This window comes from Pseudarthrobacter sp., assembly GCF_036675385.1.
Lineage (GTDB): Bacteria > Actinomycetota > Actinomycetes > Actinomycetales > Micrococcaceae > Arthrobacter.
Genome location: NZ_JAKFFD010000229.1, coordinates 19,357 through 45,968, shown reverse-complemented (window position 1 = coordinate 45,968; position 26,612 = coordinate 19,357). Strand labels below are relative to the sequence as shown.

The following is a 26,612-nucleotide window of genomic DNA, read 5'->3' as shown; positions in this document are numbered from 1 at the left end:
GGCCGGGATAATCTGCGCCGGGATAACGGCGATATCCGGCTCTCTGCCCGCGTCTTTGGCGTGGTGCAGGGGGTCGGATTCCGTTTCTGGACGATGGGCAAGGCCGACGAACTGGCCCTCAAGGGTGTGGTGAGGAATCTCGACGACGGCTCGGTGTCCATCGTGGCTGAGGGGCCTGAGCAGCAGATCCAAAAGCTCCTGGACTGGCTGAGGTCGGAGAAAGCCCCCGGCCGGGTGGAACGCGTGGAGGAGTCCATCTCCGCGGCCGATGGATCGTTCCGCGATTTCAGGGCCCGCTGAGAGGGCCCCGCTGACAGGCTCCCCGCCAGCCCCTGCCCGGGGGCTATGCGGAGGTTGGTGACGTTTTCTTCGGCGCCGCCTGGGGTGTTGCGCGGCTGTGAGTAAGCACACTGTGGATACCCGCGCTTAGGCCGATAAAAGCGCCAAGTTCCTCGAGGCCGGCCGGTTTGGCCGGCATGTAATTCGTGAGCTCGGGGGAGCGGATGATCACGGCCCGCCACTGGCCCCGCGACACGGCCACGTTGATCCGGTTCCGGTTCAGCAGGAATTCGGCCCCGCGCGGAGCCTCGGCAACCGCGGAGCAGGCCATGGACACCAGGACCACCGGCGCCTCCTGGCCCTGGAACTTGTCCACCGTGCCCACCCGGACACCCGGCAGCCCGGCGTCGTGCAGGGCCTGCCGGATCAGCTGGACCTGGGCGTTGTAGGCGGCCACCACCAGGATGTCTTCCGGGGTCAGCGGCCTGGCCGGCTTGTCGTCGCCGGGAAGCCATTTCAGCCCGATGTGCCGCTGGGCCTGACGGACCACCTCGGCAGCTTCCTCGGCGGAGGACTTCGTGTTCCCGCTGTGGTCCACAAAGACTGTTTCCACCCCGGCCGGCAGTTCCGCGAGGCTGCGGAGGGATGCCGCAGGCGCAGCCTCGAGTTTTCCGTCGTAGCTGAGGACGGACACGGCCCGGCACAGGTCCGGGTACATGCGCCAACTGTCCGCCAGGAAGTAGCCCAGTTCGCCGGGGAGGGTGGCGTGCCCGGCAGCGAGCCAGCCCAGGGCAGACTCGTCCACGGGCTCCGGGTGCGAGCCCTGCGTGACCTGCGGCAGCTGCTGCGGGTCACCGAGGAGCAGGAGCCGCTTGGCCGCGCGGGCCACGGCCACGGTGTTGGCAAGCGAGAACTGGCCCGCCTCGTCAATGACCAACAGGTCCAAGGATCCGGCGGGGACGGACCTGCCCGTCATGGTCCAGGCGGTGCCGCCCACCAGGCAGCCGCCGGGGGAGGCGAGCAACGCGGCGACGTCGTCGTCGGACGTGCGGTGCCACAGCACGGAGTGCGGGGCGGCCAGCTTCTTCGCCACCCGCGCCGGATCCACACCGGCGGTTTCGATCGCGGTGCACAGCATGTTCTCCACCACTGCGTGGGACTGCCCCACCACCCCGATTTTCCAGCCCTGCTCCACCAGCCGGGCGATGACATGCGAGCCGACGTAGGTTTTGCCGGTCCCGGGAGGGCCCTGCACGGCAAGGTACGAATGATCGAGGTCCAGCAGCGTGGCGGTGATCGCCGTGACGTAGTCGGCTGCACCAGCGACGTCCTTGCCGACGGCGGCGGGACCCGGCATCGACTGGAAGCGCGGCGGCAGCTTGCGCAGGATGTCGACCCCGGGGTGTTCCGGAAGGACGGGGACCGAGGCGCCGACCCTCTGGGCCAGCTCGGCCAGCGCGGCTTCGATGCTGGCGGTGCGGATGGGCTGGTCCTCGGTGAGCGCCACCGGAATGTGCGGGTAGGCGGGGACTTTTCCGGTTTCCCGCTCTTCGATGGTGATCATGGTCTGGCCGGCCACCCGCGGGTGGTCCTCCACAGCGGTCACCAGCGTGCCAAAGGTGAAGCCGCGGCCCGTGGTGGTTCCCAGCGGATCGTCCAGGCCATCAGGGACCGGGGAGTCGTAGAGCCGGCACCAGGTGCTCCCGGGTTTGAACTCCGACCCTTCGCTCATGACTCCGGTCAGCCTCAGCGTGCGGGTGCGCATCCGGGCCGTGGGCTTTGCGAGCTCCCAGTCGGTCAGTATTTCCGCGGTATCCACCACAAACACGTTGCGGTGCTCGGACCAGTGGTCGATCTCGGACTCGGTGCGGTCGAAGTGTTCCCACCAGAACTGCTTGCGCTCGCGGCGGTGGTATCCGGTGGCGGCGGCCACCATGGCGATGGCCCGTTCGTCGTTGGTCCACGGCCGGTTGTCCGGGAGGCCGGCCAGGTAGTCCTGCAGGCGGCGCTCCTCCGGTGTTGGTTCGGGTTCCGGAATTGGTGGCGGGGCAGCAGCTGCGGACGACGACGGCACCGGCCGCCCGCCGTCGTCGGCTGTTCCGGTTGACGGCGCGCGTGAGGCAGACGTCCCGCGCAGGCCAAGCAGCCAGTCGCGGAGGCGGAGGGTGGAGAGGCAGTCGTACTCGTTGTAGTCGGAGATGGAGGCCAGGATGTGAGCGGCCGTGGCGGCGTCGCCGTCGTCCCGGGCGGCGCAGTAACCGGCATATGCCACTACCGAGGCTCCGGCGTCCTTGACGTCCCCGGAGCGGAGGTTGCTGCCCATGTACAGGGGCTCGAGCTTCTTGATGGAGTAGGAGGGCTCGGAGATCCGGAGCGAATGCCGGGCGGTGGCGTAGAGGTCCACAAGAAGGCCGTCGCGGAGCCAGTTGTCCACGATGTCCTCGCCGGCGAGGTGCGTGACGGACAGGTTCCGCAGCGCCGATTTCTCGTAGGCGGCGTAGTGGTAGACGTGCATGTCCGGATACTTGGCGCGGCGCTCTTCGACGTAGGCGAGGAAGTCCAGGAAGGCCTGCCGCTCCTCGTTGCGCGAATGCGCCCAGAAGGGCCGGAACACGGGCTTGTCGGCGGCGTGGGCGTCAGCAGCGTCACCGTCAAACACAGGCGCCTCGATGACGCCGAACAGGTACTCCAGCCCCCACTTGCCGGTGGCGGGGTCCTGCCAGAGGGGATCGCCCTCGAAGTCGAAGAAGATGTCGCCGGGACTGGGTTTCGGAATCTCTGCCAGGGCGTTCTCCGGCAGCACCTTGAACGTGACGGTGTGCTCCTCGCCGTCCTTGGCGAAGGTGCGGGAACCGTCCGGAACGTCCCGGCCCAGCTGCATCCTGGCCTGGTCGCGGAGCCGGGCCACCGAGCCGGTGGCCTTGCTGAGCGGGAGATCCGCCAGAGCGTCGATGGTGGTGATGTGATCGGCGATGAGTTTCTTCCGCCGGAGGGTGGTCATGCCGCCCACCATCAGGAGGTCCCGGTGGGACTGGACCTGCTCGGCGCAGTAGTTGCACCGCCCGCAGAACGCGACGCCGGGCTGTTGCCACTGCACCGCAGAACCGGCCTCCCGGTGGGCGGTGGTCAGGGTGCGGAAGCGGTCGCGGCGCTCGCGGAAGACCGGCAGGAGGTCCGGCAGGGAGTGGTGGCTGCGGACGTAATCGCCGTCCACCACGGCGCCCAGCACCAGCGTGACCCGGGGCGACGGGTCCAGGCCCATGCCGATGAGCTGGTCGCCGTAGGCGGCGAGCTGCAGGAGAGCGCCAACCTTGGCGTGCCGTGCCAGCTTGGTGTCCCAGACCTCATAGCGCCCCGGGTTTCCGGTGCCGGCGGCCTCGTTGACGATGAAGTCGGCGTAGCCCAGGAACTCGCCGTCGAAGAAGGTTGCCTGGAAAACGACGTCGGCTCCGGCTCGGAGCGCCAGTTCCGTTTCGGCGTGCTTGGCCAGCAGCTCGCCGCGCGTGTTTTCCCCGCGCTCGATCGAGTACACCCCGGCCCCGCGGCTGGCGTCCCAAGCGCCGTACTGCGCGATCAGGCCGGCCAGGACCTTGGCCTCGTGCTTGTCACCGAGCGCCCCGGCACGGCGCTGCATTTCGTCGTCGGGAAACTGCGCCTTGGGGGTCCGGCCCAGTTTCTCGTCCAGGACGCGGAGCGTGCGGTACTCACATTCGCTGGCGGCCACCAGGTCGCTGGCGGAAAACACCAGGTCCTGCGGCGCGCCGGAACCGGAATCCGCCCGGCGGGGATCAGCGAGGCGCGGATCAACAGTACCGGGATCAGCGCTGGCTGGATCGAGCAGAAACACGGGGCCTCCCCATTGACGTGCCTGGCCGGAGGACAGTTCCCCTGACGCTGGTTTGAATCTAGCAAGAGGGGCTGACAATCAGGCCCCGGCTACTCCTGGGCTGCCCGGACCTGGGCCTGGTCGTGCTCGGCGCGGGCTTTGCGGAGGAGGTCCATAAATTCGGTTTCGTTGCGGATGAGCCGTTTGTACTTCTCCGGAAGCTTGCGGATTTGGTCTTCCTCGCGGACCATCCTGGCGAAGATCAGGTCGCGCTCGGCGATGTCCGTCTCGTAGTTGAGGTCCAGGTATTCGGTGGCGTGCCGCCTTGCTCCGGACACAGCGTTCTTGGCCTTGCCTTTGGGGCTGAAGATCGAGGCCAGGACGGTGACCGCCAGGACGCCCAGGATCACGGTCAGGGAAACGCCGGTGCTGACTTCGATGACGTTGACGTGCCCGCCGTCGTTGATGAACGGCAGCGTGTTCTCGTGCAGGGCATGCAGGATGAGCTTGACGCCGATGAAGCCGAGGATGGCGGCGAGACCGTAGGCAAGGAAGATTAGCCGGTCCAGCAGTCCGTCGATCAGGAAGAAGAGCTGGCGCAGGCCCATGAGCGAGAACGCGGTGGCCGTGAAGACGATGAAGACGTTCTGCGTGAGGCCGAAGATGGCGGGGATGGAGTCCAGTGCAAACAGGATGTCGGTGCCGCCAATGGCCAACATCACCAGGAGCATCGGGGTGAGGACGCGTTTGCCGTTCTCCTGGGTGAAGAGTTTGTCGCCATCGTAATGGGCCGACGCCGGGAGGTACTTCTTGGCGAGCCTGACCACCAGGCCTTCGGCGTCTTCGTCGTGGCCGTCGGGCTTGAGCAGGTTCCCCGCGGTGATCAGCAGGATGAGTCCAAAGAGGTAGAACACCCAGGCGAAGGTGTTGATCAAAGCGGCGCCAAGGAAAATGAACGCCGTCCGGGCGATCAGCGAAAACACGATGCCGAAGAGCAGCACCTTCTGCTGGTCCGCGCGGGGGACCTTGAAGCTGGCCATGATGATCAGGAACACAAAGAGGTTGTCCACGGACAGGGCCTTCTCCGTGATGTACCCGGCGAAGTACTCGGTGCCCATGGTGGTGCCGCCGAACCACAGTACGCCCAGGCCAAAGAGGAGGGCGATCCCCACGTAGATGGAGGACCAGATGGCCGATTCCTTCAATGAGGGCGTGTGGGCTTTCCGGACATGGAAGAAGAAATCGAAGGCCAGCAGGCCCACGATTCCTGCGATGGTCAGGGTCCAGACAAAGGGAGGGACGTCCATCTGTCCACCCTACCTAGGCGTTTGCCGTTAGTCCTGCTTGACTTGGATAACCCCCTGAACAAGGGTGGACTGGGACCGTCAAACCGCTGAAAACCGGTGCGTTGACGGTGAGGGCTTGAACCAAGGAGAGTGCAACGTGGCACGCAAGAACCCGCACGTGGAAGAGGCCAACGAGGCTGACATCGAGGTCAGCGGCCACCCCAAGACGTGGGCCGCCGGAGTCCCGGGCGTCTACCACTCGTTGGAGCCGGCCGTGCAGCACATGGGCCTGGTCAGGACCGGGAAAACCCTGCTCGCCCTGAACCAGAAGGACGGTTTCGACTGCATGAGCTGCGCGTGGCCGGACCCGGGGCACCGCAAGACGTTCGAGTTCTGCGAAAACGGCGCCAAGGCTGTCACCTGGGAGGCCACTCCGGTGGTGATCGGTTCCGAATTCTGGGCCGAGAACCCGGTCAGTGACCTGCGGCAGCGGTCCGAGTACTGGCTGGGGATGCAGGGGCGCCTCACCGAGCCTGTCCACAAGCCGGCGGGGGAGGACCACTACCGGCCGGTCAGCTGGGAGCAGGCGTTCACCATCGTCTCCGACAAGCTCAAGGGGCTGCCGAGCCCGGACCAGGCCGCCTTCTACACCAGCGGCCGAACCTCCAACGAGGCCGCGTTCCTCTACCAGCTGTTTGTCCGGGCCTACGGGACCAACAACCTGCCGGACTGCTCCAACATGTGCCACGAGTCCTCTGGCTGGGCCATGGGCCAGACCATCGGCATCGGCAAGGCCACCATCTCCTACGATGACTTCGCCAAGGCGGACCTGATCATCGTGATGGGCCAGAACCCGGGCACCAACCACCCTCGGATGCTGACCGCGCTGGAGGAAGCCAAGGAGGCGGGAGCCAACATTGTGGCCGTGAATCCGCTGCCGGAAGCGGGCCTGATGCGCTACAAGAACCCGCAGAAGGTCAAGGGGATCATTGGCCGCGGCACGGAGATCGCCGACCAGTTCCTGCAGGTCCGCATCGGCGGGGATATGGCCCTGCTCCAGGCCGTCTCCAAGCGGGTCCTGGACGCCGAAGCTGCGAATCCGGGCACGGTGCTGGACCACCCGTTCCTCGCCGAACACTGCGAAGGTCTGGAGGAGCTTCGCGAGCACCTTTCCCAGCTGGACGAAGCTGCCGTGCTGGCGGCCACCGGCCTGCGGACCGAGGATATCGACGAGCTCGCGGACCGCTATCTCAGGGCGGAGAAGGTGATCATCACCTGGGCCATGGGCATCACCCAGCACAAGAAGGGCGTGGCCACCATCAAGGAGATCATCAACCTCCTGCTGCTCCGGGGCAACATCGGCAAGCCCGGCGCGGGAGCCTCTCCCATCCGCGGTCACAGCAACGTCCAGGGCGACCGCACCATGGGCATCTGGGAGCAGATGCCGCCGGCATTCCTGGACGCCCTCGGCAAGGAATTCAGCTTCGAACCGCCGCGCGAACACGGCGTCGACGCCGTCGAAACCATCAGGCAAATGCGCGACGGCGGCATCAAGGTTTTCGTGGCCATGGGCGGTAACTTCGTGGGAGCCATTTCGGACACCCACGCGGCGTTTGCGGCCATGGAGAACACCGAGCTCTCGGTCCAGATTTCCACCAAACTCAACCGCTCGCACACGGTCACCGGCGCCGAGGCGCTGATCCTGCCCACGATGGGCCGCACGGAGATTGACATGCAGGAATCGGGTCCGCAGTTTGTGTCCGTGGAGGACACGGTCTGCGCCGTGCATGCCTCACACGGGACGGTGGAGCCGGTGGCGCCGGGCCTGCTGTCCGAAGTGGCAATCGTCAGCAGGCTGGCCCAAAAAGTGGTGGGTGACTCCGTGCAGGCGGACTGGGCCGGGTTCGAGAAGAACTACGACCTCATCCGGGACCACATCTCGCACGTGGTCAGCGGCTGCGAGGACTACAACCGGAAGATCCGGCAGGACGGTGGTTTTGTGCTCCCGAACGGGCCACGGGATTCGCGGACGTTCACCACCCCGACGGGCAAGGCCATGCTCACCGTCAACGAGCTCGAACATATGGAGCGGCCGGCCGGAACACTGATCCTGCAGAGCATGCGCTCGCACGACCAGTTCAACACCACCATCTACGGCAACAACGACCGCTACCGGGGCATCAAGAAGGGCCGCGAAGTGGTGTTTGTCAGCCCCGGGGACCTCGCCGAACTGGGACTCAGCGACGGGCAGCACGTGGATATCCACGGCGTGTACCAGGACAACGTGGAGCGGGTGCTGCGGAACTTCCGGGTGGTCTCCTACCCCACGGCGGCCGGCTGCGCGGCAGCCTACTACCCTGAGGCCAACGTGCTGGTGCCGCTGGACAGCGTGGCCGAGGGCAGCCAGACGCCGGCGTCGAAGGAAGTGATCGTCCGGCTGGAGCCCGTAGCCGGTGGTTGAGCCTGCCTAGACCCGTTACTGACCGGTGTCCGCCCAGCCCCCAGCCGCCGGGCCGCCGTCGTGCCCGTCCTCGCACAGCCGGAAGGCGACGTCGGCCGCCTGGGTGACTGCCGCCGTCGACTTTTCCTTGGATCCGGCGCTGCCGTTGCCAGCGGCGAGCCCTGCGGCGTAACCCACCAGGAACGTGGTGACCGGTGCAGCCGCATGGATCACCGAGCCGGCAGACTTCCTGGCCAGGTCAAGGAGGAGTTCCTGATCCACCTCCAGGTCAAGGATCTGCAGTGCCTGGGCCAGTCGCTGGGTCCACTGGTCCAGGACCTGGGCTTCGTTCTCGTCAACAGTCATGTTCGCTCCTAGGTTGCCGGTTCGCTGCTGGTGGGCGGCAGGGGAGTCCTTGCCCATTGCCCACGACACTACAAGGCCTGGGCGGCTGCGTCACCGGCTGCGGCAGCGTCCTTGACACCCCGGTTTGCCCTGAGGAATATCGAAGGTGCCGGGGCAGCTGGCGGTCTCTTGGGAGTTCAGTTGCTGACCGGCCCCGTGAAGGGACGTGGGATGCAGGCAGCCGTTCATGGTTTCAGCTCCTCCGGCCTTGCGATCGCCGTGGCAGCGGCCGCGCTGGTGGCCTCGCTCGCAGGCTGCACCGGCGCCCCGGATCCGCCAGATCAGCAGTCCCCGACTGTTCAATCCACGACGGCGGCGTCCGCCACTGCCCGGGCGCCGCGGGCTTTTGTGGGAGTGCTGGAAAAGTACAGCGCGGAAATGCGCGCAGGGGGAGCGACGGCCGTCATCATCCAGCTGAAGTCAAGGCTGGGCGAATGGTCCTCGGCCGAAGGCGTCCGCAGCCTTGAAACCCAGGAACCCGTGCAGTTGACGGACCAAACCCATATCGGCGACATCACCACCACCATGGTGGCGGTGTCCGTCATGAAGCTGGTGGAGGAGGGAAAAGTCCAGCTGGATGACCCTATCCAGAAGTACCTGCCGGACTTCGAGAACGTCATCAAGCCGCCTGGACCCATCACCATACGCAGCCTCCTCAGCCACCGGTCCGGGATGCCCGACTATTGGGTATCGCCCATCCACATGGGTGACGGGCCCTTCACCCATGAACAACGTGTGTCGTTCGTTGCGGGCATGCCCTGGACCGGCGGATCGGGCAGCCTGTACAGCTACTCCGCCACGAATTATTCGGCGTTAGCCCTCCTCGTCGAGAAGCTGCGGGGCAAGGACATCGGAGCGGTCATTCACGACGACAACGTGGTGCCCTTGGCGCTGCAGGACACCCTGATGACGGGGGAGGAGCCGGGCCCGCAGCGGATGCTCCACGGCTACACGCGGACGGAAACCGGCGAGCTGGAGGACAAGGCCCTAGTTCCGTTCCACCACGGTTCCCCCGACACCGGGATGATTTCCACCGTCCCGGAACTCAACACCTATTTCGCCGCCCTGCAGAAAGGGACCCTGCTGACGCTCCAAAGCGTGCAGGAGATGCATCATCCGAAGTACGAAACGTTCGGGCTTGGCCTTGTGAGGCAGTACGACTCGTGTTCCAACAATGACTATTTCGGCCATGTCGGTGTGGCGCGGGGATACGCGGCACTCGCGCTGATCAGCGCAGACGGGTCCCGGCAGGTGGCTATGGCGGTGGCCCGTGAACCCGTCCCGGACCCGGTTGGTTTCGAAGACTGGCGGTCGCTCGAGATGGCCGAAGCAGCCGTGAACGCGCTCAACGTTGCCTGTTAGCGGGAGACGAAATAACGGCGGGGGTACCGAGGTTAGGCTGTACGAGAAGCCGAACCGAGGAGATCCCGTGCACGATGTCACCATCCGCCACAACCCGGAGCGCCAGCGCTTCGAAGTGCTGACCGGCGGGAACGTCATTGGTAAAGCCGTGTACAAGGAGTACGACGGCGGCGGCTCGCCGCAGCGGATTTTCTACCACACGGTGATCAATGAGGAATACGGCGGCCAGGGACTTGCAGGCAAGCTCGCCAAGGTGGCGCTCAATGAAACGGTTGACGAGGGCCGCGCCATCGTCCCGGTCTGCCCCTTCATCAAGAAGTACGTCCGCAAGCACCCGGATTATGCGGCGGCCACGGTGGCCATCACGCCGGCGCACCTGGAGTTCCTGAACACCGCCTTGGCCCCGCGGGCCCGGGCGTAGCGGTCAGTTGCCGGCCGCGCTCAGCCGAGCCGGGCGTTGACCGCGGAAGCAGAGAAAACTTGGTTCACCAACAGGGAGGACATCCCGCGGATTCCGGCGTCCTCCCCCAGGGCTGCAAGCCGGACGTCAAGGTGACGCGTGGCCCGGGGGAGCGACATGGGGTACAGCGTTTCGCGGATGCCGCCGATCAGTGAGGACGAGGCGAGGTCTCCGGCAATGAGCAGGACTGCCGGGTTAAGCAGGCACACCACGGTGGCCATCACTTCGCCGAGCCGCCGGCCCGCCTCATGTGTCAGCCGCATGCTGTCGACGTTTCCCGCCAGCAGCTGCTGGCGCACATCCCGCCCCGAGGACGCATCGATGCCCAGGCCTGCGAGCGCGCGGGCGATCGCGCCTCCGCTGGCTCCTGCGGCGAGGCAGCCGAAGGAGCCGCATTGGCACTGCAGCTCAGCGAAAGCAGGGTGGCGGACGTGGCCGATGTCGCCCGCGCCGCCGTCGACGCCCTGGTAGATCCGCCCGTCGATGACCAGTCCGGTGCCGATGCCGGTGGAAACCTTCACCAGGCACAGCGAAGTGGTGCCGGCGAACCCGGCACTGTATTCGCCCACAGCCATCGCGTCCGCGTCGTTCTCCACTAGGACAGGAACCGGGAACGCGTCCTGGATGAACTCCACTATCGGGTAGGCGTCCCAGCCGGGCATGATGGGCGGTTGGCTGGGCCGGAGTGTGTGCGGATCCACCGGGCCGGGGATGGAGACACCCACCCCCGAGATCTTCGACGCCGGCGTCTTGGACCTCTTGAGGAGTCTGTATCCCGCTTCGATGATGCCGTGCAGGACTTTCTCCGGACCGTCGTCGACCGCTATATCCAGATGCTCATCGGCCACGATGGCCCCGCTGAGGTCGGTGAGGGCGACGCGGGTGGAGGTTGTTTCAACCGACGCTGAAATCGTGCAGGAGTGCTGGAGGTTGAAGGCCAGGTCAGTGGGGCGGCGTCCGCCGGATGGCCTGGCAGTGCCGGCCTCGCGGATCAGTTCAGCCTTCAGGAGCGCATCCACGCGCTGGGCCACCGTCATGCGGGACATGCCTGTTTCTTCCTGGAGGTCCCCGCGCGTCCGGGCCTTACCTGACCGGATCAGCTGAAGGACGTCCCCTGGTCCCACGTACATCTGCGGCTCCTACGGTTGAAAGGCACTTTGGCAATCCTAGGTGCTCCTGAGGTGGAGGAAGCACAACCTGCCTGCGCCCGTGTCGATTGACCCTGCAGCTAATGCTAGACAGCTAGACAACATTTGGATAGCCTTTAGGCACAAGTTCCGGCTTGTGACTGCGCTCACGGTCGGGAAGTCTTTCGGCACCTGTTTGCTGGCCCGGCCGAAGCGGTCCGGGCCAGACGGGAACGGGGGCCCAGCGCGCGAATCCGCGGCACCGGTTCCGGGGCCGCCGAAGACAGGAGCATCGAAGTGATGAGAACCAGAGGCCGCTCACAAGTGGCCGTGATTGCGGCAGCATCGCTGACCATGGCAATGCTGGCAGGCTGCACACCCAACGAAGGTTCGAATGGCGGCCAAACCACTGGCGGCACGCAGGCGATCACCGTCTGGACCGCGGACACCCTGCCGGATCGCGTCGCCAAAACGGAGGAGATCATCGCCAAGTTCACCGCCGCCACGGGCGTTCAGGTTGACTTGGTGGGCGTGCCGGAGGACCAGTTCAACCAGGTCCTGACCTCATCCGCTGCGGCAGGGGACCTCCCGGATGTCATCGGCTCCATTTCACTTGCGCAGGTCCGCACGCTCGCCGCTAACGACCTGGTTGACCCCGCAGGCAACAAGGCCGTCATCGAGAGCCTGGGTGCAAGCACATTCTCCGAGCGGGCCCTCGAGCTGACGCGAGACGGCGACCAGCAGCTGTCGGTCCCCGACTCCTCCTGGCAGCAGCTCCTCTACTATCGGAAAGACCTCTTCGATAAGGCCGGCATTGCGGCACCGAAGACCTATGACGACATCAAGGCAGCGGCGCAAAAGCTGGATACCCCGCAGCTCGCAGGCCTTGCGGCAGCCAATAAGCCCGGCGAGGCGTTTACCCAGCAGACCTTCGAACATATTGCGCAGGGCAACGGGTGCGAAATGGTCAATGACAAGGGGGACATCACTTTTGACAGCCCCGAGTGTGTGGGTGCCCTTGAGTTCTACCGCGACATGCTGACCCAGTACTCCGTTCCGGGCGCCCAGGATGTGGACACGGTCCGCGCTTCCTACTTCGCCGGCCAGGCAGCCATGGCTATATGGTCCACCTTCATCCTGGACGAGATGGCGGGCCTGCGTGACAACGCCAAGCCCACGTGCCCGGAGTGCGTTGCCGACCCTGCCTTCCTCGCCAAGAACACGGGCGTCGTGACAGGTATCCAGGGACCCGACGGCGAGCAGCCAGCCCAGTTCGGCGAGATTGTGTCCTGGACAGTCATGAAGGACTCTGCCTCGGATTCCGCGAAGAAGTTCGTGGAGTACTTCATGACCGACGGCTATGTTGACTGGCTGTCCATCGCCCCCGAAGGCAGGCTTCCGGTCCGTGCGGGAACGGCGGACAAGCCGACTGAATACTCGGACAAGTGGAAGACCATGCCCGCCGGTGTGGACCGGAAAGAACCTCTGGGCAACTTCTACTCCGAGGACGTCCTCTCCATCCTTGAGCAGGGTCCGGATGACCTGAAGCGCTGGGGCATCACCCAGGGCCAGGGCGACCTGGTGGGCGCAGCCTTGGGCGAACTGCCCATCGCCAAGGCGGTCAGTGACGTCACTTCCGGCGGAGTCGATCCTGAAACCGCAGCCAAGCAGGCCGCGGAATCCCTTCGCTCCATCCAGGGCTCGCTGAAGTGAGTTCGGTCAAAAAAGACGTTCCTGCCGGGCCGCCGGCATCAGCCGCCGGCCCGCGGGGGCGCCGCAAGCTTTCACCGATGGCCAGGGAGGAGCAGCGGGCCGGACTTACGCTGCTTTCGCCCACGCTGGTTCTGGTTCTGGTCATGGTGGTTCTGCCGATCCTCTGGACCCTGCTGCTGGCGTTCCAGCGTGTGCGGATCCTGAATATCCGTGCCGCCGGCATCTTCGGCCCGTATACGGTGGCCAACTTCGACAGCGTGTTCACGAGCAGCTTCTTCACGTCGCTCGGCACTACGCTGGCCTACTCCATCTTCGGGACCGCTGGGGCGATCATCCTAGGGCTGATCGCGGCACTTGCCCTTCGGAAGCCGTTCAAGGGCAGGACCCTGATCCGCGCGTCCATGCTGATCCCTTACGTATCGCCCATCGTGGCTGTGACATTTACCTGGACCACCATGCTGGATCCGCAGTTTGGCCTCATCAACTATTGGGGAAAGCGGCTGCTCGGCTGGGAGGAATCCATCCCGTTCCTCAGCGAGCGGGCCAGGGAAGTCTCCTTCCTTGGCCTGAACTTCGAAATCCCCACGGCACTTATTGCCGTTATCGTTTTTGAAATGTGGCGGTCCTTCCCGTTCGCCTTCCTGTTCCTCACTGCCCGGATCAACGCTATCCCGGACAGCCTGGAGGAGGCCGCCAGGGTGGACGGGGCTACCCCCATCCAGCGCTTTGTCCACATCATCCTTCCGCAACTGTTGCCCACCATTGCCATGCTGTCTGTCCTGCGGTTCATCTGGACGTTCAACAGCTTCGATGACATCTACCTGCTCACCGGCGGTGGCGGCGGCACCGAAGTGGTGGCCGTGACCGTGTTCAACTTCCTGACCGCGCGTGGCGATATTGGTGCCGCGTCTGCCCAGGCGCTGGTGCTGGCCGTAATCCTCGGCCTGATGGTGGGAATCTACATCAAATTCTTCGGCAAGAAAGAGGAGGTCTCCTGATGGCTGTCCCCGTCGAAACGAGACGCCCGGCCTCCCCGTCCCGGCCTCCGGAAGGTTCGCGCTGGACGCGGGACGTGATCGAGACCAAGGTCTTCGGTGTGCTCCGCTGGGTAGTGATCGTGGGCCTGGTGCTGGTGACGCTGTTCCCGTTCTATTACATGTTTATCCTCTCCATCAGGCCCCTTGACTCGCTGCTGCGCGATCCCGGCTCGCTGGCCATTCCGTTCGGCGAACTGGATTGGAGTTCCTACCGCAACATCATGACTCCGCAGGAGGACGGCGGCCAAGGTTTCCTGAGGTTCATGGGCAACAGTGCCATGGTGGCGCTGGGAACGGTGCTGATTTCGCTGCTGGTGGCTATTCCAGGCTCCTACGCCATCAGCCGGCTGAACTTCTTCGGCCGCCGCCAGATCAGTGCGCTGTTCCTGGCCGTGTACCTGTTCCCCAGCATCCTGCTGGCCATCCCGCTGTTCACCTTCTTCACGCGGCTTGGCCTGCGTGGCCAGTTGGTGGCGCTGCTCATCGTGTACGTGGCCCAGGTCATCCCGGTCACCATCTACATGCTGCGCAATTACTTCGACACCATTCCCACCAGCTTGGAGGAAGCCGCGGCCCTGGACGGCTGCAGCAGGCTCGGCGTGCTGCGCCGTATCAGCCTGCCGCTGGCCATGCCGGCCATCATTTCCAACGGGCTGTTCGTGTTCATGATCGCGTGGAACGAGTTCCTCTTCGCCCTGCTGTTCCTGGTAAACACCCGTTCCAACTGGACCGTCTCGCTGGGCCTCTCCCAGCTGGCCGGCAGCATTGAAGTGCCCACCACCGTGCTGATGGCCGGTTCGGTGATCCTCACGCTGCCCATCATCATCATCTTCTTCGCTGCTGAGCGGCTCCTCACCGAGGGCCTCACTGCCGGCGCGGAGAAAGGCTGATGCCGGGCGATTCGGCCAAAAGACCGGGCACTCCGACTACTGCACGCCGTCCTGGCCGGGCAACTGGACAACGGTATGGGGCCGCACATGCTCCGTCACTGTGGAATGTGCTCAGGGTGACGTAGTCCTTGTTGCCTTCGGCGCGAACTGCCTGGACCGGTCCGGCAGCGAGTTCCATGAGGTCCAGCCGGTGCGGGGCGCCCACCAGCCCGACTTTCACAGCCGGGATTGCGGGCATGGGATTGCCTCGTGGAGGCGTCGGAAACCATGTGATGAAGATATTGCTAGTTATGCCTAACGTATATACACAAGTAGGCTAGTTGTTATGCTAATGTCGTTTCCATCACAGTCCTAGCCACCTCACCTTCCTAAGGATCGATCCGAAGTGTCCCGCTTCCTCCGCATGGCCGCGCCCCGCAGCGTCGCCGTGATCGACCAGCCTTCCGTTCCGCTCGAAGCCGGTCAGGCGCGGGTGCGGACCATCTATTCCGGCATTTCGGCGGGCACCGAGCTCACTGCCTACCGCGGCACCAACCCCTACCTGACATCCATCTGGGATCCCGACTCGCGGCTGTTCCAGCCTGGGCAGGAGGCGCTTGGCTATCCGCTGGATGGCTGGGGATATTCCGAAGTGGGCGAAGTGGTGGAGCTGGCACCGCAGGCAGGACAGGCGGTGGACACCGTTGATGCCGATCCTCCCGTGCGGGTGGGCGACCTGGTCTGGGGGATCTGGGGCCACCGGGACGAAGGCGTTCTCGCGGCAGAATCACTGCGGGGCCACGTGCTGCCGGAGGGGATGGATCCCCTCGCCGGCGCCTTTGTGCGGGTTGGCGCGATCGCCCTCAGTGCAGTGCTGGCCGCGGACCTGGGCCCCGGCTCCACCGTGGCCATCTTTGGCCAGGGCGTCATCGGACTGCTTGCCACCCGCTTCGCAGTGCTTAACGGGGCTAAGGTGATCGCCGTGGACGGAATCCAGGCCCGCCGCCGGCGTGCCCTCGAATGGGGTGCCCTGCATGCCCTCGTCCCCGCCCCGGAACTGGCAGGGGACATCCGGCGCATCACCGGCGGCGCCGGCGTGGACGTGGCCATCGAACTCAGCGGAAACTACCGTGCACTGCACGAAGCCACCCGGGCGGTAGGTGCCGACGGCACCGTCATCGCCGCCGGCTTCTATCAGGGCGAAGCCGCCGGTGTCCGGTTCGGTGAGGAGTTCCACCATAACCGGGTTCAGCTCCTCGCTTCCCAGATCGGCTCCGTTCCTAACAGGCTCCGCTCCCGCTGGACCGTACCCCGGCTGCAGCAAACCGTGGTGGACCACCTCGCCGACGGCCGGGTGAACGCGCCGGCCCTGGTAACTCACACCTTTTCCCTGGCGGATTCCACCAAAGCCTACGAACTCCTGGACACGGACCCGGAGTCCGCCCTCCAGGTCGTATTGGAGTTCCCATGACTCTCATCACCGTCCAGGAGCAGCACCTGCCCGGTACGAGCCTGGAAGAGAAATTCGACCAAGCCCTTGCCTGGGGCTTCGGCGGCATTGAACTGCGGTCCGCCGGCGGCCTGCAGTTCCAGGAGCGCCTGCCAGAACTGCGCCGGGCCCGGGATGCCGGTGTGGTCATGCCTACCGCCTGCGTGGAGATGTCCCACTTTGTCGGAGCCTTCGACGACGAACTGCGGAAGGACGCCGTCGTCCAGCTCAAATCGCAGTTGAGCGTCATGGCCGAGATCGGTGGCAGGGGCGTCATGACGCCGGCCTCTTACGGCATGTTCTCCAAGCGCCTTCCTCCATTCATCCCGCCGCGCACCGAGGAAGAGGACACCGCCGTGCTGGTGGCATCATTCACGGAGCTTGGCGAGCATGCGGCCGCCGAAGGGGTGGAGATCTATCTTGAACCCCTGAACCGCTATGAGGACCACATGATCAACACCCTCGCCGACGGCGTGCGGCTGCTGACGCTTGTGGGCCTGGACGCCGTACGCCTGGCTCCGGACACCTATCACATGAACATTGAGGAAAGCGACCCTGCAGCGGCCCTCCAGGACGCCGCCGGATACGTCGGCCACATTCAAGCAAGCGATTCCAATCGCCTCGAACCCGGTGCCGGGCACATCGACTGGGCCCTCTTTGGTGCGACGCTGAAATCCATCGGCTACCAGGGCACAGTGGCCCTGGAATCCCGGCTGTCCGGACCGGCGGAGGAAGTCCTTCCCCGGGTGCCCTCCCTGTTGGGGCGATACCTGTGACAGCCGTTTCGGGGACAAGTGACGGCGGATTATCAGTAATGGCCGCGCTGATCGCCGCGCGCTCCACGGCGGTGCTGGAGGCCAACTGGCGCACGACCCACACGGTTCCGGCCGCCGGCCTTTATCCCCACCAGTGGAGCTGGGATTCGTCCTTCATTGCCATGGGCCTCAGCCGGATCTCACCCCGCCGCGCGGGCCAGGAGATGGATGCCCTCTTCGCCGGCCAGTGGGATGACGGCCGGCTGCCGCAGATCATCTTCGATCCGCACAGGGACGAGGACTACGCCCCGGGGGCATCGTTCTGGCAGTCCCGCCTCATTCCCGGCTCCCCGAAGCAGGTGGAGACCGCAGGCTTGGTCCAGCCGCCAAACCACGCGTGGGCTGTCTGGAAAATCCACCAGGCCGACCCCGCCGAATCCCGCCGCCGCTCCTTCCTGGAGCGGAACTACTCCAAGCTGGTCCGCTGGCACGAATACCTGTCCGGCCGCCGCGACCGCGGCGGGTCCGGCTTGGCCTGCATCGTGCACCCCTGGGAGTCCGGCACGGACAATTCGCCGCTGTGGGACACGGTGATGAAACGGATCCCGGCGGACAGCAAAACCGAACTGAACCGGCCCGACCTGCAGCACGCCGACGCCGGCGAGCGGCCCAGCCAGAAGGAGTACGGCAAATACTTCTGGATGGCTGAGCGCTACCGGGATCACGGCTGCGACGACGCCGATGCGGACTACCCGTTCCTGATGGAGGATCCGCTGTTCAACACGCTGCTGGCGGTGTCGGAGCTGGCCCTGGCGGACATTGCCGCCGAGCTGGGCCTGCCCGGCGAGGCCCACCGAGACCGGGCGCAACAGATCACCGAAGCGCTGGAGGCCCTGTACGTCCCGGAACTGGGCTGCTACTCAGCCCGCGACATCACCGATGGAACAGTGGTCAAGAAGGCGACCATCAACGGCCTGATCCCGCTCCTGCTGCCTGGACAGCTCCACACCGACGCCCTGCTGGAGACGCTGAACGGACCCCGCTTCATGGACGGGCGCGCCCTGATGGTGCCCAGCTACGATGCCACGGCCGTGGACCACGATCCGGCCCTTTACTGGCGCGGCCCGGCCTGGTTCAACATGTCCTGGATGGTCGCGGAGGCCCTGGAATCGCTCGGACGCCCGGACCAGGCGGCCTTCCTTCGGGGCAATATCGGCCGGCTCGCAGCGGAGCATAACTTCCCCGAGTACGTGGACCCCTGGACCGGAGCCGCGCACGGGACCCGCAGATTCAGCTGGACCGCCGCCCTGGCCCTGGAAACCACTTATCATCGGAGCACGCCATGACAACTGTTGCACCCCCGTCCGCCGTCTCGGTCCTCGTGGCCCACGGTGCCATGATGCGCGGCGCTGCCGACGGAAGCATGGGCCGGGTGGATACACCCGCGCAGGGAACCGAAGGCCTCTACATTGCCGATACGCGCCTGCTGTCCCGTTGGATCCTGGAGATCAACGACTCCACTTTCTGGGATGTGGGCAGCGTCCGTGAACCGGGCCGCCGCGAGACCGCCCTCAGTCCGGCGGCATGGCGGAACCAGACGCACGATCTCTTCGTCCTCCGGACCCAGGAGTTGGACGCCGGAGGCCTTACCGACACACTGCGCATCCGCAACCTTGGCCGTGAGCCGATCACCGCCCGGCTGGTCCTGCGGGCCGGCACAGACTTCGCGGACCAGTTCACCGTCCGCACCGACGGCCGGATCTTCGATCTCAGCGCCGCCGCCAGCAGCATGGACGTCCACGACGACGGCTCGCTGGCTTTCGATTACAGCCACACTTTCCGGGGCAGGACGTTCCAGGCCGGTGTCCGACTGGCCGCGAGCATCCCGCCAACGGTCCGCAGGGAGCCTGCCGACGGGCGGTTCGTCGGCGCCGCCCTGTCCTGGGATCTGGCGCTGGCAGCGGGGGAGATGCGGGCCCTGACTGTTTCTGCGGTCGCCAGTGGCGGGCAGGGACGCCCGACGGTTCCGGCCGCCGTCGTGCGTTCCGGCGAGGGGCTGACCGCCTTGGCGCGCCAGAGCCTGAAGGACCTTGATTCGCTGCTGATGCCCTGCCCCGTCAAGCCCGAACTGACCATCCCGGCGGCCGGGCTGCCCTGGTTCCTCACGCTCTTCGGCCGGGATTCCCTGCTGGCGTCGATGCTCACGCGTGAGGAATGCCCGCAGCTGCTGGGCGATGTGCTCCGCGCGTTGGCTGCAACGCAGGGAACAGTGGATGATCCGGTGCGGGTGGAGCAGCCGGGGAAGATTGTCCACGAGGTGCGCGTGAGCGAGCTGGCCCAGCTGGGTGCCGTTCCCTACGGCCGCTACTACGGCACGGTGGACTCCACGCCGCTGTTCCTGATGGCTATGGGGCAAGTGGAGGATCCCACGCTGCTCCGCGACCTGGAGCAGCCCGCCCGCGCCGCCGTCGAGTGGATCCTCGGCGACGGCGGCCTGAAGGACACCGGGTTTGTCCGCTACACCCCGGACCCCGCGGGCCTGCTCCACCAGGGCTGGAAGGACTCGTTCGACGCCGTGGCCGGAGCCGACGGCCGCCAACCGATAGGCGCCATCGCCCTTGCCGAAGTGCAGGGTTACACCTGGCGCGGCCTCCGGGAATGCGCCCGCCTCGCAGCCGAGCAATGGGATGACCAGGCCTGGGCAGGCACCCTTCGCGGGCTCGCCGACGAGCTGAAGCTCCGCTTCCGGGACGCGTTCTGGATGGAGAACCAGAACTTTCCCGCCCTGGCCGTGGACGGTGAAGGCCAGCGGGTTGACGCGCTGGCCTCCAATGCCGGCCATCTGCTGTGGGCGGGGATCCTCGATGCAGACGACGCCCGTGCGGTCGCTTCCCGGTTGCTCCGGGACGATTTCTTCACGGGGTGGGGGATCCGGACCCTCGCCGAAGGCCAGCACTATTACCACCCGATGTCCTATCACAACGGCTCCGTCTGGCCGCATGACAGCATGCTGGCCGCGGAGGGAATGGCAGCCTACGGGCTGACCGACCAGGCACGGACCGTGGCAGCGGGGATCCGGGAGGCGGCCGCGCACTTCGGCAACAGCCTGCCGGAACTTTTCGGCGGGTTCTCGCGGGCAGATTTCCCTGTACCGGTTACGTACCATCACGCAGGTTCACCGCAGGCCTGGGCTGCGGCCGCGGGCCTGGCCGCTGTCCGCCTGACCAGTGGATCCGAGCGGGCGGACTAGGAAAAGCGCACGGGGTGCGATGCCGCCGCCGGGCTTATCGTGGAGGTATGGACTCGCCAAAGGTGCAGCTGTACTTGGATATCACCGCTAAAGGCCTGTGCCTGCTGGGCGTTGCGCTGATGATCTTCGGCCAGGGTGGATGGTTCTATGTGGGTGTCGCCACCGTGGTCCTGGGCGTGCTGTTCATCGGCGCCTCGCTGATGGCCACCCGCAACCTGCGGCACAGGGGATGGGACGGCAGGAACCGGCCAACCGCCGGATAGCCCGCCCCACCCCCTCGCCCGTCAGCCCCTAGGCCTGGGCCGGGTCCAGTGGCAGGGGAACGATCGGCTGGTCGTTGGCCGTCAGGTCGATGCCCATGTCCTTGGCGAAGACCAGCCGGGTGTCCTTGTAGATTCCGGGGTGGTTCTCATCCAGCTCAAAGACCCGGGCGCCGCGCAGGCGGTTCCGTTCAGCGCCGGGGAGCCCATAGGCGCCGAATCCGGTTCCGGGGGCGTAGCCGAGCTGCACCCCGTAGTAGTTGCCCACGTAGGTATTGACGTGATCGTGGCCTACAAAGTAGCCGAGCACATCCCCGCGTTCCAGGAAGGCGCTGAACAGGCCGGAGTTGATGGGGCCGGGGCACTCGTCCTCGTTCCGTTCGCCGACGATGTTGTGCTTCGTCAGGGCCCGGGTGTGATCGGCGTCCGTCCGCGAGTCGAGGCTGGCGAACCACATGTTGCGGTGCTCGTGGAGCGCGATGTGGCCCCACATGAGGGAGGGGACCTTCTTGCCGTACTTCTGCTCCGTGGCGATGGACAGGTTGCGGTACCAGGTGACCTGGTCCATGCGTACCCAGTCCCAGTCGGGGTAGCCTTCGAAGTCCTGTCCATTGATGGCGTCCGGTGCATATCGGCCGGTGTCGATGAGCCACAGGCCGAACGCCGGCTCCTTGGACTTTGCCGACTGCAAGAGCAGCAGCGAGTTCGACGTCCCGGTGAGCCCCGGCGTGGAGTCGCCGTTCATGTTGAATTCGTAGGTCTGCAGGAACTGCAGCATTTTGGCCTCGGTCATGCCCGTCCGTGCCACGGAATCCTCGTCGTGGTTGCCGAACGTGACGGCCCAGGGGATCTGCCGGTGCTCCATGGGCTGGACCACGTGGTTGAGTGCCTGCTTGACCTCCAGCTCAGAGTCGCAGCCGCCATTGATCACATCGCCGTTGATCACCACGAAGTCCGGCTTCTCCGCGTCCAGGGTCTTGTCCATGAGCTCGATCGTGCGGCGGTCCGTTTGCTCGTCGTCCTGGGTGTCGTTGAACTGGATCACTTTGAAGCCGCCGTCTGGGCGGAAGGCGAGTGCGGGCTTGGGTGCCTTCGCCCCCGGTGCCGCGTAGCTTCCGGCTGCCGCGGACACTGTCAGTCCCAGCGCGCCAAGGGTTCCGGCGGCGGCCAGCGCGGCCCGCCGGCTGAGGGTGGGCTGGTGGATTCCGGTGGTCATTGATGCCTCTTTCACTGATGCGGCCGTACCCCCGGCCGTCGATCCTGCGACAGTACGCAAGACAGGTATCGGGTTCCGGAACACTTGGTGAACGCCACATGCGGGACCCACTGAATATCGGCCCCCTCCACCTATGATTGCGGCATGTCAACTTACGAAGTCACTCGCAGCGCCCTTATTCCTGCCCCCGCAGAAGACGTGTTTCCGCTGGTCAACAGCTTCCTGGAGTGGACCAAATGGTCGCCCTGGGAAAACGTGGACCCGGAACTCAACCGCTCGTATTCGGGCAATGACGCCGGTGTGGGGGCCAAGTATGCCTGGAGCGGCAACCGCAAAGCAGGCAGCGGAAACATGGAGATCGTCGAGTCGGATGCTCCCCGGAGCATCAAGGTCCGCCTTGAGTTCACAAAGCCGTTCAAGGCGGTGAATCCCACCACGTTTACGTTCACACCGGCCGACGGCGGGACCCAGGTCACGTGGCGGATGACCGGCGAGAACAAGGGGCTCGCGAAGATTTTCGCCATGATCGTGAACATGGACAAGATGGTCGGCGGCGACTTCGAGCGCGGGCTGGCCGCCCTCTCGGCCGCCGCGACAGCCAACAAGGCCTGACCCGGCGCTGCTGACGCCGGCGCTTGCCCGGCGTCAGCCGTTGAGGATCTGCTCGCGCAGAATATCGGCGTGCCCGCAATGCTGGGCGAACTCCCGCAGCACGTGCAGGTACACCCAGTGCAGCGGGAGCGGGCCGCGGCGGTTGCCGGGGAGCACATCGTCGAGACTTAACAACGATGTCGCCTGGCGCGATGCCTCGCAAGCCTCCCGGTGCGCCCGACGGACGCTGGCGATGGTGTCCTGGTCCGTGAGGATGAACGACTCGTCAGGTGTTGCCGGGATGCCGCTCTCGGTGCGCGGCCGGCACGTGATGGCCTCGTCGAACCAGACCTTCTCCACAAAGGCCGCGTGCTTTACCAGGCCCAGCAGAGTGGTGCGGGATGCCACTAGCGAGCGGCGCGCCTGCTCCTCGGTGAGGCCGTCCAGGCAGGCGTTGAGCATGTTCCGGTGGTCATCGATGAAGGCCTCGAACTGGGCGCGCACGGGCTGGCGGATGGCGTTCTCGGCGAACGCGGCTGAAGGAGCAGACATCCCCGAAGTATTGCAGGCAGGGGTCGCGGGGCAATGCGCGGCTCGCTGGGGGGAAGGCCCGACGTCGGCCGCTCACCCATGGTGATCGCCGTGCCGCGCGCCTATGGTGAAGTCATGTCTGATTCCTTTTCGTCCTTTGTGGACACCTTCAAAAACATTGGCGTCACCAAGGCCTACGGCCCGGCCGTCCAGGTGGGCGGGGAAGAAATCATCCCGGTTGCCCTGGTGTCCTTCGGGTTCGGCGGAGGCGGCGAAGCCGGTGACGGTGCCTCCGGCGGGGGTGGCGGCGGGATTGTGCTGCCGCTGGGTGTGTACCGGACCGTCGGCGGACGCGCGGCGTTCCGTCCAAACACAGTGGTCACCCTGATGTGCCTGGTCCCGGTGATCCTGGCTGCCGGCGCCGCCGGGGCCCGGGCTATCCGCGCCGCGCGGTCCTAGCGGGAGCGAGCCCCTGCCTCCACTGCCCGTGGGCAGCGGAGGCAGGGGCTCCCTTATGGTTGGCTCCCCTATGGTTAGGTCCCGCAATCAGGCTTTCCGGCTGGCCCGGTGGCGGAGGTGTTGGACGGCGCTGAGGGCGAGGGCGCCGGCGAGGACCAGATACAAGGTCACGGTGATGGGGCTGTCCACCAGGATGCCCAGGTTCCCCTCGGAGACGGCCAGCGCGCGGCGCAGTTCGGTCTCCGCCATCGGCCCCAGAATCACGGCGATCAACACTGGCGCCAGCGGGATGTTGTAGCGGCGCATCAGGAATCCGGTGAGTCCGATCGCGATCAGCAGCCAGAGGTCCAGCACCGCGGAGCTCACCGCGTAGACACCGAGCATCGAGAAGACGGTGATGCCGGCGTAGAGGTAATGCTTGGGGATGCTCAGCAGCTTGGCCCAGACGGACGCGAACGGAATGTTGATCATCACCAGGATCACCAGGCCGATGAACAGCGAGGCCAGCAGCGCCCAGACCAGGTCGCCGCTTCGTTCGAAGAGCAGGGGGCCGGGCTGCATGCCGTACTGCTGGAAGGCCGCGAGCATGATGGCCGCGGTGGCCGACGTCGGCAGCCCCAATGCGAGCAGGGCACCCATGGCAGTGCCGGCCGTGGCGTTGGCCGCGGCTTCGGGAGCTGCCAGGCCGCGGATGGAACCGGTGGTGCCGAACTCGGGATCGTTCCGGCGCTTGGCCAGCTGTTTCTCGGTGCCGTAGGCCAGGAAGGTGGGTACTTCAGCGCCGCCGGCGGGGATCAGCCCGAACGGGGCGCCGAACGCGGTGCCGCGGAGCCAGGCGGGCAATGCCTTCTTGAAATCAGCGAGCGTAAGCCGTGCCCGGCCCTTGGTTTCGATTTGGGTGGCAGCGGGGTCGCGGTGGATGCGGGAGGCGATGTGGAACACCTCGCCGAGGGCCAGCAGCCCCACCGTGATGACGATGACAGAGATCCCGTCGAAGAGCTGGGGCATGCCCAGGGTGAACCGGGCCGTGCCGCTGGGACCGTCGATTCCCACGAGGGCGAGGGCCAGCCCGATCCCCAGGGCCGCGATGCCGCGGATCACTGATTCGGAGACGACGGCGGAAATGGCCAGGAACGCGAACACTGCCAGGGCAAAGTACTCTGCCGGGCCGAAGACGGTGGCCATTTTGACCAGGGTCGGCGCGAAGAACACCACCAGGGTTGTGGCGATCAGGCCGCCGATGAAGGCGCCGATGGCGCACGTGGCTAAGGCTTTGGCGGCCTGACCGTTCTTGGCCATCCGGTGGCCCTCGAACGTGGACGCGATGGCGGACGAGTGGCCCGGGGTGTTGAGCAGGATTCCGGATGTTGAGTCGCCGAAAAGGCCGCCGAAATAGATGCCGGCGAACATGATGAACGCTGCCGTCGGTTCCAGTGAGAACGTGACGGGCAGCAGCAGTGCCACCGCCATGGCGGAGCCAAGCCCGGGAAGGACGCCGACGGCGGTGCCCAGGATTGCGCCGATCAGTACCCACAGGAGGTTGATGGGTGTCAGGGCGCTGGCGAAGCCGCCCATCAGGAGTTCGAGTTGTTCCATTAGAAAATCCCTCCCACGATGCCGGACGGCAGGCTGAGGCCCAGCCCGGCGCCAAAGGCCAGTTGCGTAATCGACGAAAAGAGCAGGCCAACGCCGATGTCAAAGACCTGGCGGCGGCTGCCGAGGGCGTAGGCAACAACCCAGAACAGCATTGCGGCGCTGATGATCCAGCCCAGTGGGTTGAGCAGCAGGACAAAAGCAACGACGCCGGTCAGCAGCAGGCCAACCGTCCGCCAGTCCGAGTAGGTCTTCCAGGTTTTTGCCGGCGCCAGGGATTCCGCCTCTTCGCGGGCTTCATCCTCTTCCTTCCCCAGATGGCCAAGGTCGTGAAGCATGTCCGCGGAGAACTGCCCGCTCCCGGGATGGATGGCATTGTCAGGGACCTTCGGTGAACGAATGATCTGGACCGCCAGGAGGGTGGCCACCAAGTACAGGACTATGCACACCAGGATGGGGAAGAATTGCGGTCCGGGAGCTGACTTGCCCTGCACATTCATGGTCGCAGTGCCTACGGTGAGGAAGATGGCCACTGCGTACAGCACGGCGACCACAACGAATTCACTGCGGCCGGTCCCGAAGCTTGCTTTTGGTTGGCTTTGCGGCTCCGTAGCGGATCCTGTTTCTTGCTGGTGCTGGGTGAGGCTCATAGGCCGAGGTCCTTTACGATTTCTTGGGCCGTTGCAACTTCGTTGTTGATGAACTGTTCGAACTCTTCGCCGGTTGAGAAGGTGTCCGTCCAGTTGTTGCGCTTCAGGGCTTCCTGCCAGTGGGCGCTGCTGCGCATCTCGGTGACGATCGCGATAAATTCCGCTTTCACGTCGTCCGTTGTTCCGGGCGCGGCCACAAACCCACGCCAGTTGGACATGGCTGCGTCCACGCCCTGTTCCTTGAAGGTGGGAACGTCCACGCCCGCCAGCCGCTCCTCCGAAGAGATTGCCAGGGCGCGAAGCGTTCCGGCCTCGATTTGGTCGCTGACCTCGTTGTAGCCGGACATGCCGGCGGACGTGGTGTGGGAGAGGAGGGAGGTCAGGGCCTCCCCGCCTCCGGAGTACGCAATGTAGTTCACATCTTTGGGATCTACGCCTACGGTTTTGGCTACCATCGCGCTAAGCAGGTGGTCAATGGAGCCCAGGGAGCCGCCACCGATCGAGGTTCCACCAGGATCCTTCTTCCAAGCGGCCAGGAATTCATCGAGGGTTTTGAACTCGGAATCGGCAGGGACCACCAGCGCCGCATAGTCATCGGCCAGCCGGGCGATGGGAACAACGTCAGCCATCGACTCCGGATTGTCGCCGAGCTCGATGGCCCCCACCATCACGCCACCGGTCGCCAGGAGCGCGTCTTCGCGCCCCGGGGTCTGAACGAACTGGCTCAGGCCGATGGTCCCGCCGGCCCCGGGCACGTTGACCACCTGGGCGTTATTGACGACGCCGCCGCTCTTGAGTGCCTGCTGCCCTTCGCGGGCAAATCCGTCCCACCCGCCGCCCGGGGCCGCGGGTGCGATCAGGGTCAGTTTGTTCCTGGCCGTGCTCGTTCCACCGGCGGTGCCGGCATTCACGAACGCAAGCGCGGCGATGACGGCCACGACCAGGCCGAACACGGCATTGCGTAGGGGATTTTTCATGGTTCTCGTTCCGTAACGACGTTGTTGTGCGGGGCGA

At 65.6% G+C, this 26,612-nt stretch carries 24 protein-coding genes; 14 read left to right on the top strand and 10 right to left on the bottom strand.

The genetic code is table 11. The features are described from left to right. The first annotated feature begins 12 nt into the window (after nt 1-12). Nucleotides 13-300, top strand: a complete 288-nt coding sequence (locus tag V6M49_RS18790) for an acylphosphatase (protein WP_332762670.1) — start codon at nt 13-15, stop codon at nt 298-300. A gap of 43 nt (nt 301-343) precedes the next feature. On the opposite strand, the gene V6M49_RS18785 is transcribed toward V6M49_RS18790, so the two are convergent. Together V6M49_RS18785 and V6M49_RS18780 are read right to left on the bottom strand one after the other, a co-directional pair. Further along, on the bottom strand, nt 344-4,024 hold the full coding sequence (locus tag V6M49_RS18785; protein ID WP_332762669.1) for a TM0106 family RecB-like putative nuclease: 3,681 nt from the start codon (nt 4,022-4,024) through the stop codon (nt 344-346). Nucleotides 4,025-4,215: 191 nt separating this feature from the next. Further along, entirely contained in the window at nt 4,216-5,412 is a 1,197-nt protein-coding gene (locus V6M49_RS18780; RefSeq protein ID WP_141139638.1) for a TerC family protein, read from the bottom strand. 136 nt (nt 5,413-5,548) lie between these two features. Between V6M49_RS18780 and V6M49_RS18775 the strand changes: the two genes are divergently transcribed. Beyond that, nucleotides 5,549-7,852 (top strand): FdhF/YdeP family oxidoreductase, encoded by a 2,304-nt coding sequence (locus tag V6M49_RS18775; protein WP_332762663.1) that lies wholly within the window; start codon nt 5,549-5,551, stop codon nt 7,850-7,852. A gap of 15 nt (nt 7,853-7,867) precedes the next feature. Here the strand turns inward: V6M49_RS18775 and V6M49_RS18770 are convergent, their stop codons facing one another. Continuing rightward, nucleotides 7,868-8,197, bottom strand: coding sequence for a DUF6457 domain-containing protein (locus V6M49_RS18770; RefSeq protein ID WP_248762200.1), 330 nt, complete (start codon nt 8,195-8,197; stop codon nt 7,868-7,870). Between the two features lie 210 nt (nt 8,198-8,407). On the opposite strand from V6M49_RS18770, the gene V6M49_RS18765 reads away from it, so the two are divergent. Together V6M49_RS18765 and V6M49_RS18760 are read left to right on the top strand one after the other, a co-directional pair. Beyond that, a complete protein-coding gene (locus V6M49_RS18765; RefSeq protein WP_332762661.1) occupies nt 8,408-9,598 on the top strand; it encodes a serine hydrolase domain-containing protein in 1,191 nt (396 codons plus the stop codon). 67 nt (nt 9,599-9,665) lie between these two features. After that, nucleotides 9,666-10,019, top strand: coding sequence for a GNAT family N-acetyltransferase (locus V6M49_RS18760; RefSeq protein WP_332762659.1), 354 nt, complete (start codon nt 9,666-9,668; stop codon nt 10,017-10,019). Nucleotides 10,020-10,039: 20 nt separating this feature from the next. On the opposite strand, the gene V6M49_RS18755 is transcribed toward V6M49_RS18760, so the two are convergent. Then, nucleotides 10,040-11,188 carry an ROK family transcriptional regulator gene (locus V6M49_RS18755; RefSeq protein ID WP_332762657.1) on the bottom strand — a complete coding sequence of 383 codons (1,149 nt, stop codon included), beginning with the start codon at nt 11,186-11,188 and terminating at the stop codon, nt 10,040-10,042. 297 nt (nt 11,189-11,485) lie between these two features. Between V6M49_RS18755 and V6M49_RS18750 the strand changes: the two genes are divergently transcribed. From V6M49_RS18750 to V6M49_RS18740, 3 genes are all read left to right on the top strand, one after another. Beyond that, complete coding sequence (locus V6M49_RS18750) at nt 11,486-12,898, top strand: ABC transporter substrate-binding protein (RefSeq protein WP_332762668.1); 1,413 nt, start codon at nt 11,486-11,488, stop codon at nt 12,896-12,898. Between the two features lie 77 nt (nt 12,899-12,975). Continuing rightward, the gene (locus tag V6M49_RS18745; protein ID WP_332762655.1) at nt 12,976-13,896 is read left to right on the top strand and encodes a carbohydrate ABC transporter permease; all 921 of its coding nucleotides are present in this window, start codon (nt 12,976-12,978) and stop codon (nt 13,894-13,896) included. Beyond that, nucleotides 13,896-14,825 (top strand): carbohydrate ABC transporter permease, encoded by a 930-nt coding sequence (locus V6M49_RS18740; protein WP_252613398.1) that lies wholly within the window; start codon nt 13,896-13,898, stop codon nt 14,823-14,825. Before V6M49_RS18745 ends, V6M49_RS18740 begins: the two co-directional genes overlap by 1 nt. Here V6M49_RS18740 and V6M49_RS18735 read toward each other — a convergent pair. Beyond that, nucleotides 14,800-15,063, bottom strand: coding sequence for a hypothetical protein (locus V6M49_RS18735; RefSeq protein WP_332762652.1), 264 nt, complete (start codon nt 15,061-15,063; stop codon nt 14,800-14,802). The two genes, V6M49_RS18740 and V6M49_RS18735, sit on opposite strands and share 26 nt — an antisense overlap. 147 nt (nt 15,064-15,210) lie before the next feature. On the opposite strand from V6M49_RS18735, the gene V6M49_RS18730 reads away from it, so the two are divergent. The 5 genes from V6M49_RS18730 to V6M49_RS18710 are packed head-to-tail and all read left to right on the top strand — an operon-like array spanning nt 15,211 to nt 20,561. Next, entirely contained in the window at nt 15,211-16,275 is a 1,065-nt protein-coding gene (locus V6M49_RS18730) for a zinc-dependent alcohol dehydrogenase (protein WP_332762651.1), read from the top strand. Next, nucleotides 16,272-17,069: a sugar phosphate isomerase/epimerase family protein gene (locus V6M49_RS18725; protein ID WP_332762649.1), complete on the top strand. Its 798-nt coding sequence runs from the start codon at nt 16,272-16,274 to the stop codon at nt 17,067-17,069. The genes V6M49_RS18730 and V6M49_RS18725 overlap by 4 nt, the downstream gene beginning before the upstream one ends. A 38-nt stretch (nt 17,070-17,107) precedes the next feature. Continuing rightward, nucleotides 17,108-18,394, top strand: a complete 1,287-nt coding sequence (locus V6M49_RS18720; protein WP_332762647.1) for an MGH1-like glycoside hydrolase domain-containing protein — start codon at nt 17,108-17,110, stop codon at nt 18,392-18,394. Then, nucleotides 18,391-20,298 carry a glycogen debranching N-terminal domain-containing protein gene (locus tag V6M49_RS18715; RefSeq protein WP_332762645.1) on the top strand — a complete coding sequence of 636 codons (1,908 nt, stop codon included), beginning with the start codon at nt 18,391-18,393 and terminating at the stop codon, nt 20,296-20,298. Before V6M49_RS18720 ends, V6M49_RS18715 begins: the two co-directional genes overlap by 4 nt. Nucleotides 20,299-20,345: 47 nt before the next feature. After that, the gene (locus tag V6M49_RS18710) at nt 20,346-20,561 is read left to right on the top strand and encodes a hypothetical protein (protein ID WP_104062412.1); all 216 of its coding nucleotides are present in this window, start codon (nt 20,346-20,348) and stop codon (nt 20,559-20,561) included. Between the two features lie 28 nt (nt 20,562-20,589). Here V6M49_RS18710 and V6M49_RS18705 read toward each other — a convergent pair whose 3' ends face one another. Continuing rightward, the gene (locus V6M49_RS18705) at nt 20,590-21,774 is read right to left on the bottom strand and encodes a metallophosphoesterase family protein (protein WP_332762644.1); all 1,185 of its coding nucleotides are present in this window, start codon (nt 21,772-21,774) and stop codon (nt 20,590-20,592) included. A gap of 144 nt (nt 21,775-21,918) precedes the next feature. Here V6M49_RS18705 and V6M49_RS18700 point away from each other — a divergent pair, with 144 nt between their 5' ends. After that, a complete protein-coding gene (locus tag V6M49_RS18700; RefSeq protein ID WP_141139642.1) occupies nt 21,919-22,386 on the top strand; it encodes an SRPBCC family protein in 468 nt (155 codons plus the stop codon). Between the two features lie 33 nt (nt 22,387-22,419). Here the strand turns inward: V6M49_RS18700 and V6M49_RS18695 are convergent, their stop codons facing one another. Next, a complete protein-coding gene (locus V6M49_RS18695) occupies nt 22,420-22,917 on the bottom strand; it encodes a DinB family protein (protein WP_141139643.1) in 498 nt (165 codons plus the stop codon). A 114-nt stretch (nt 22,918-23,031) separates the two neighbouring features. Here V6M49_RS18695 and V6M49_RS18690 point away from each other — a divergent pair, with 114 nt between their 5' ends. Then, nucleotides 23,032-23,355: a hypothetical protein gene (locus tag V6M49_RS18690; RefSeq protein ID WP_332762642.1), complete on the top strand. Its 324-nt coding sequence runs from the start codon at nt 23,032-23,034 to the stop codon at nt 23,353-23,355. Between the two features lie 87 nt (nt 23,356-23,442). On the opposite strand, the gene V6M49_RS18685 is transcribed toward V6M49_RS18690, so the two are convergent. Genes V6M49_RS18685 through V6M49_RS18675 form a run of 3 tightly spaced genes read right to left on the bottom strand, consistent with a single transcriptional unit; the run spans nt 23,443 to nt 26,575 of the window. Then, nucleotides 23,443-24,951 (bottom strand): tripartite tricarboxylate transporter permease, encoded by a 1,509-nt coding sequence (locus V6M49_RS18685; RefSeq protein ID WP_141139644.1) that lies wholly within the window; start codon nt 24,949-24,951, stop codon nt 23,443-23,445. Next, on the bottom strand, nt 24,951-25,598 hold the full coding sequence (locus V6M49_RS18680) for a tripartite tricarboxylate transporter TctB family protein (RefSeq protein WP_332762639.1): 648 nt from the start codon (nt 25,596-25,598) through the stop codon (nt 24,951-24,953). The genes V6M49_RS18685 and V6M49_RS18680 overlap by 1 nt, the downstream gene beginning before the upstream one ends. After that, nucleotides 25,595-26,575: a Bug family tripartite tricarboxylate transporter substrate binding protein gene (locus V6M49_RS18675; RefSeq protein WP_332762637.1), complete on the bottom strand. Its 981-nt coding sequence runs from the start codon at nt 26,573-26,575 to the stop codon at nt 25,595-25,597. The genes V6M49_RS18680 and V6M49_RS18675 overlap by 4 nt, the downstream gene beginning before the upstream one ends. Nucleotides 26,576-26,612: the final 37 nt, after the last annotated feature.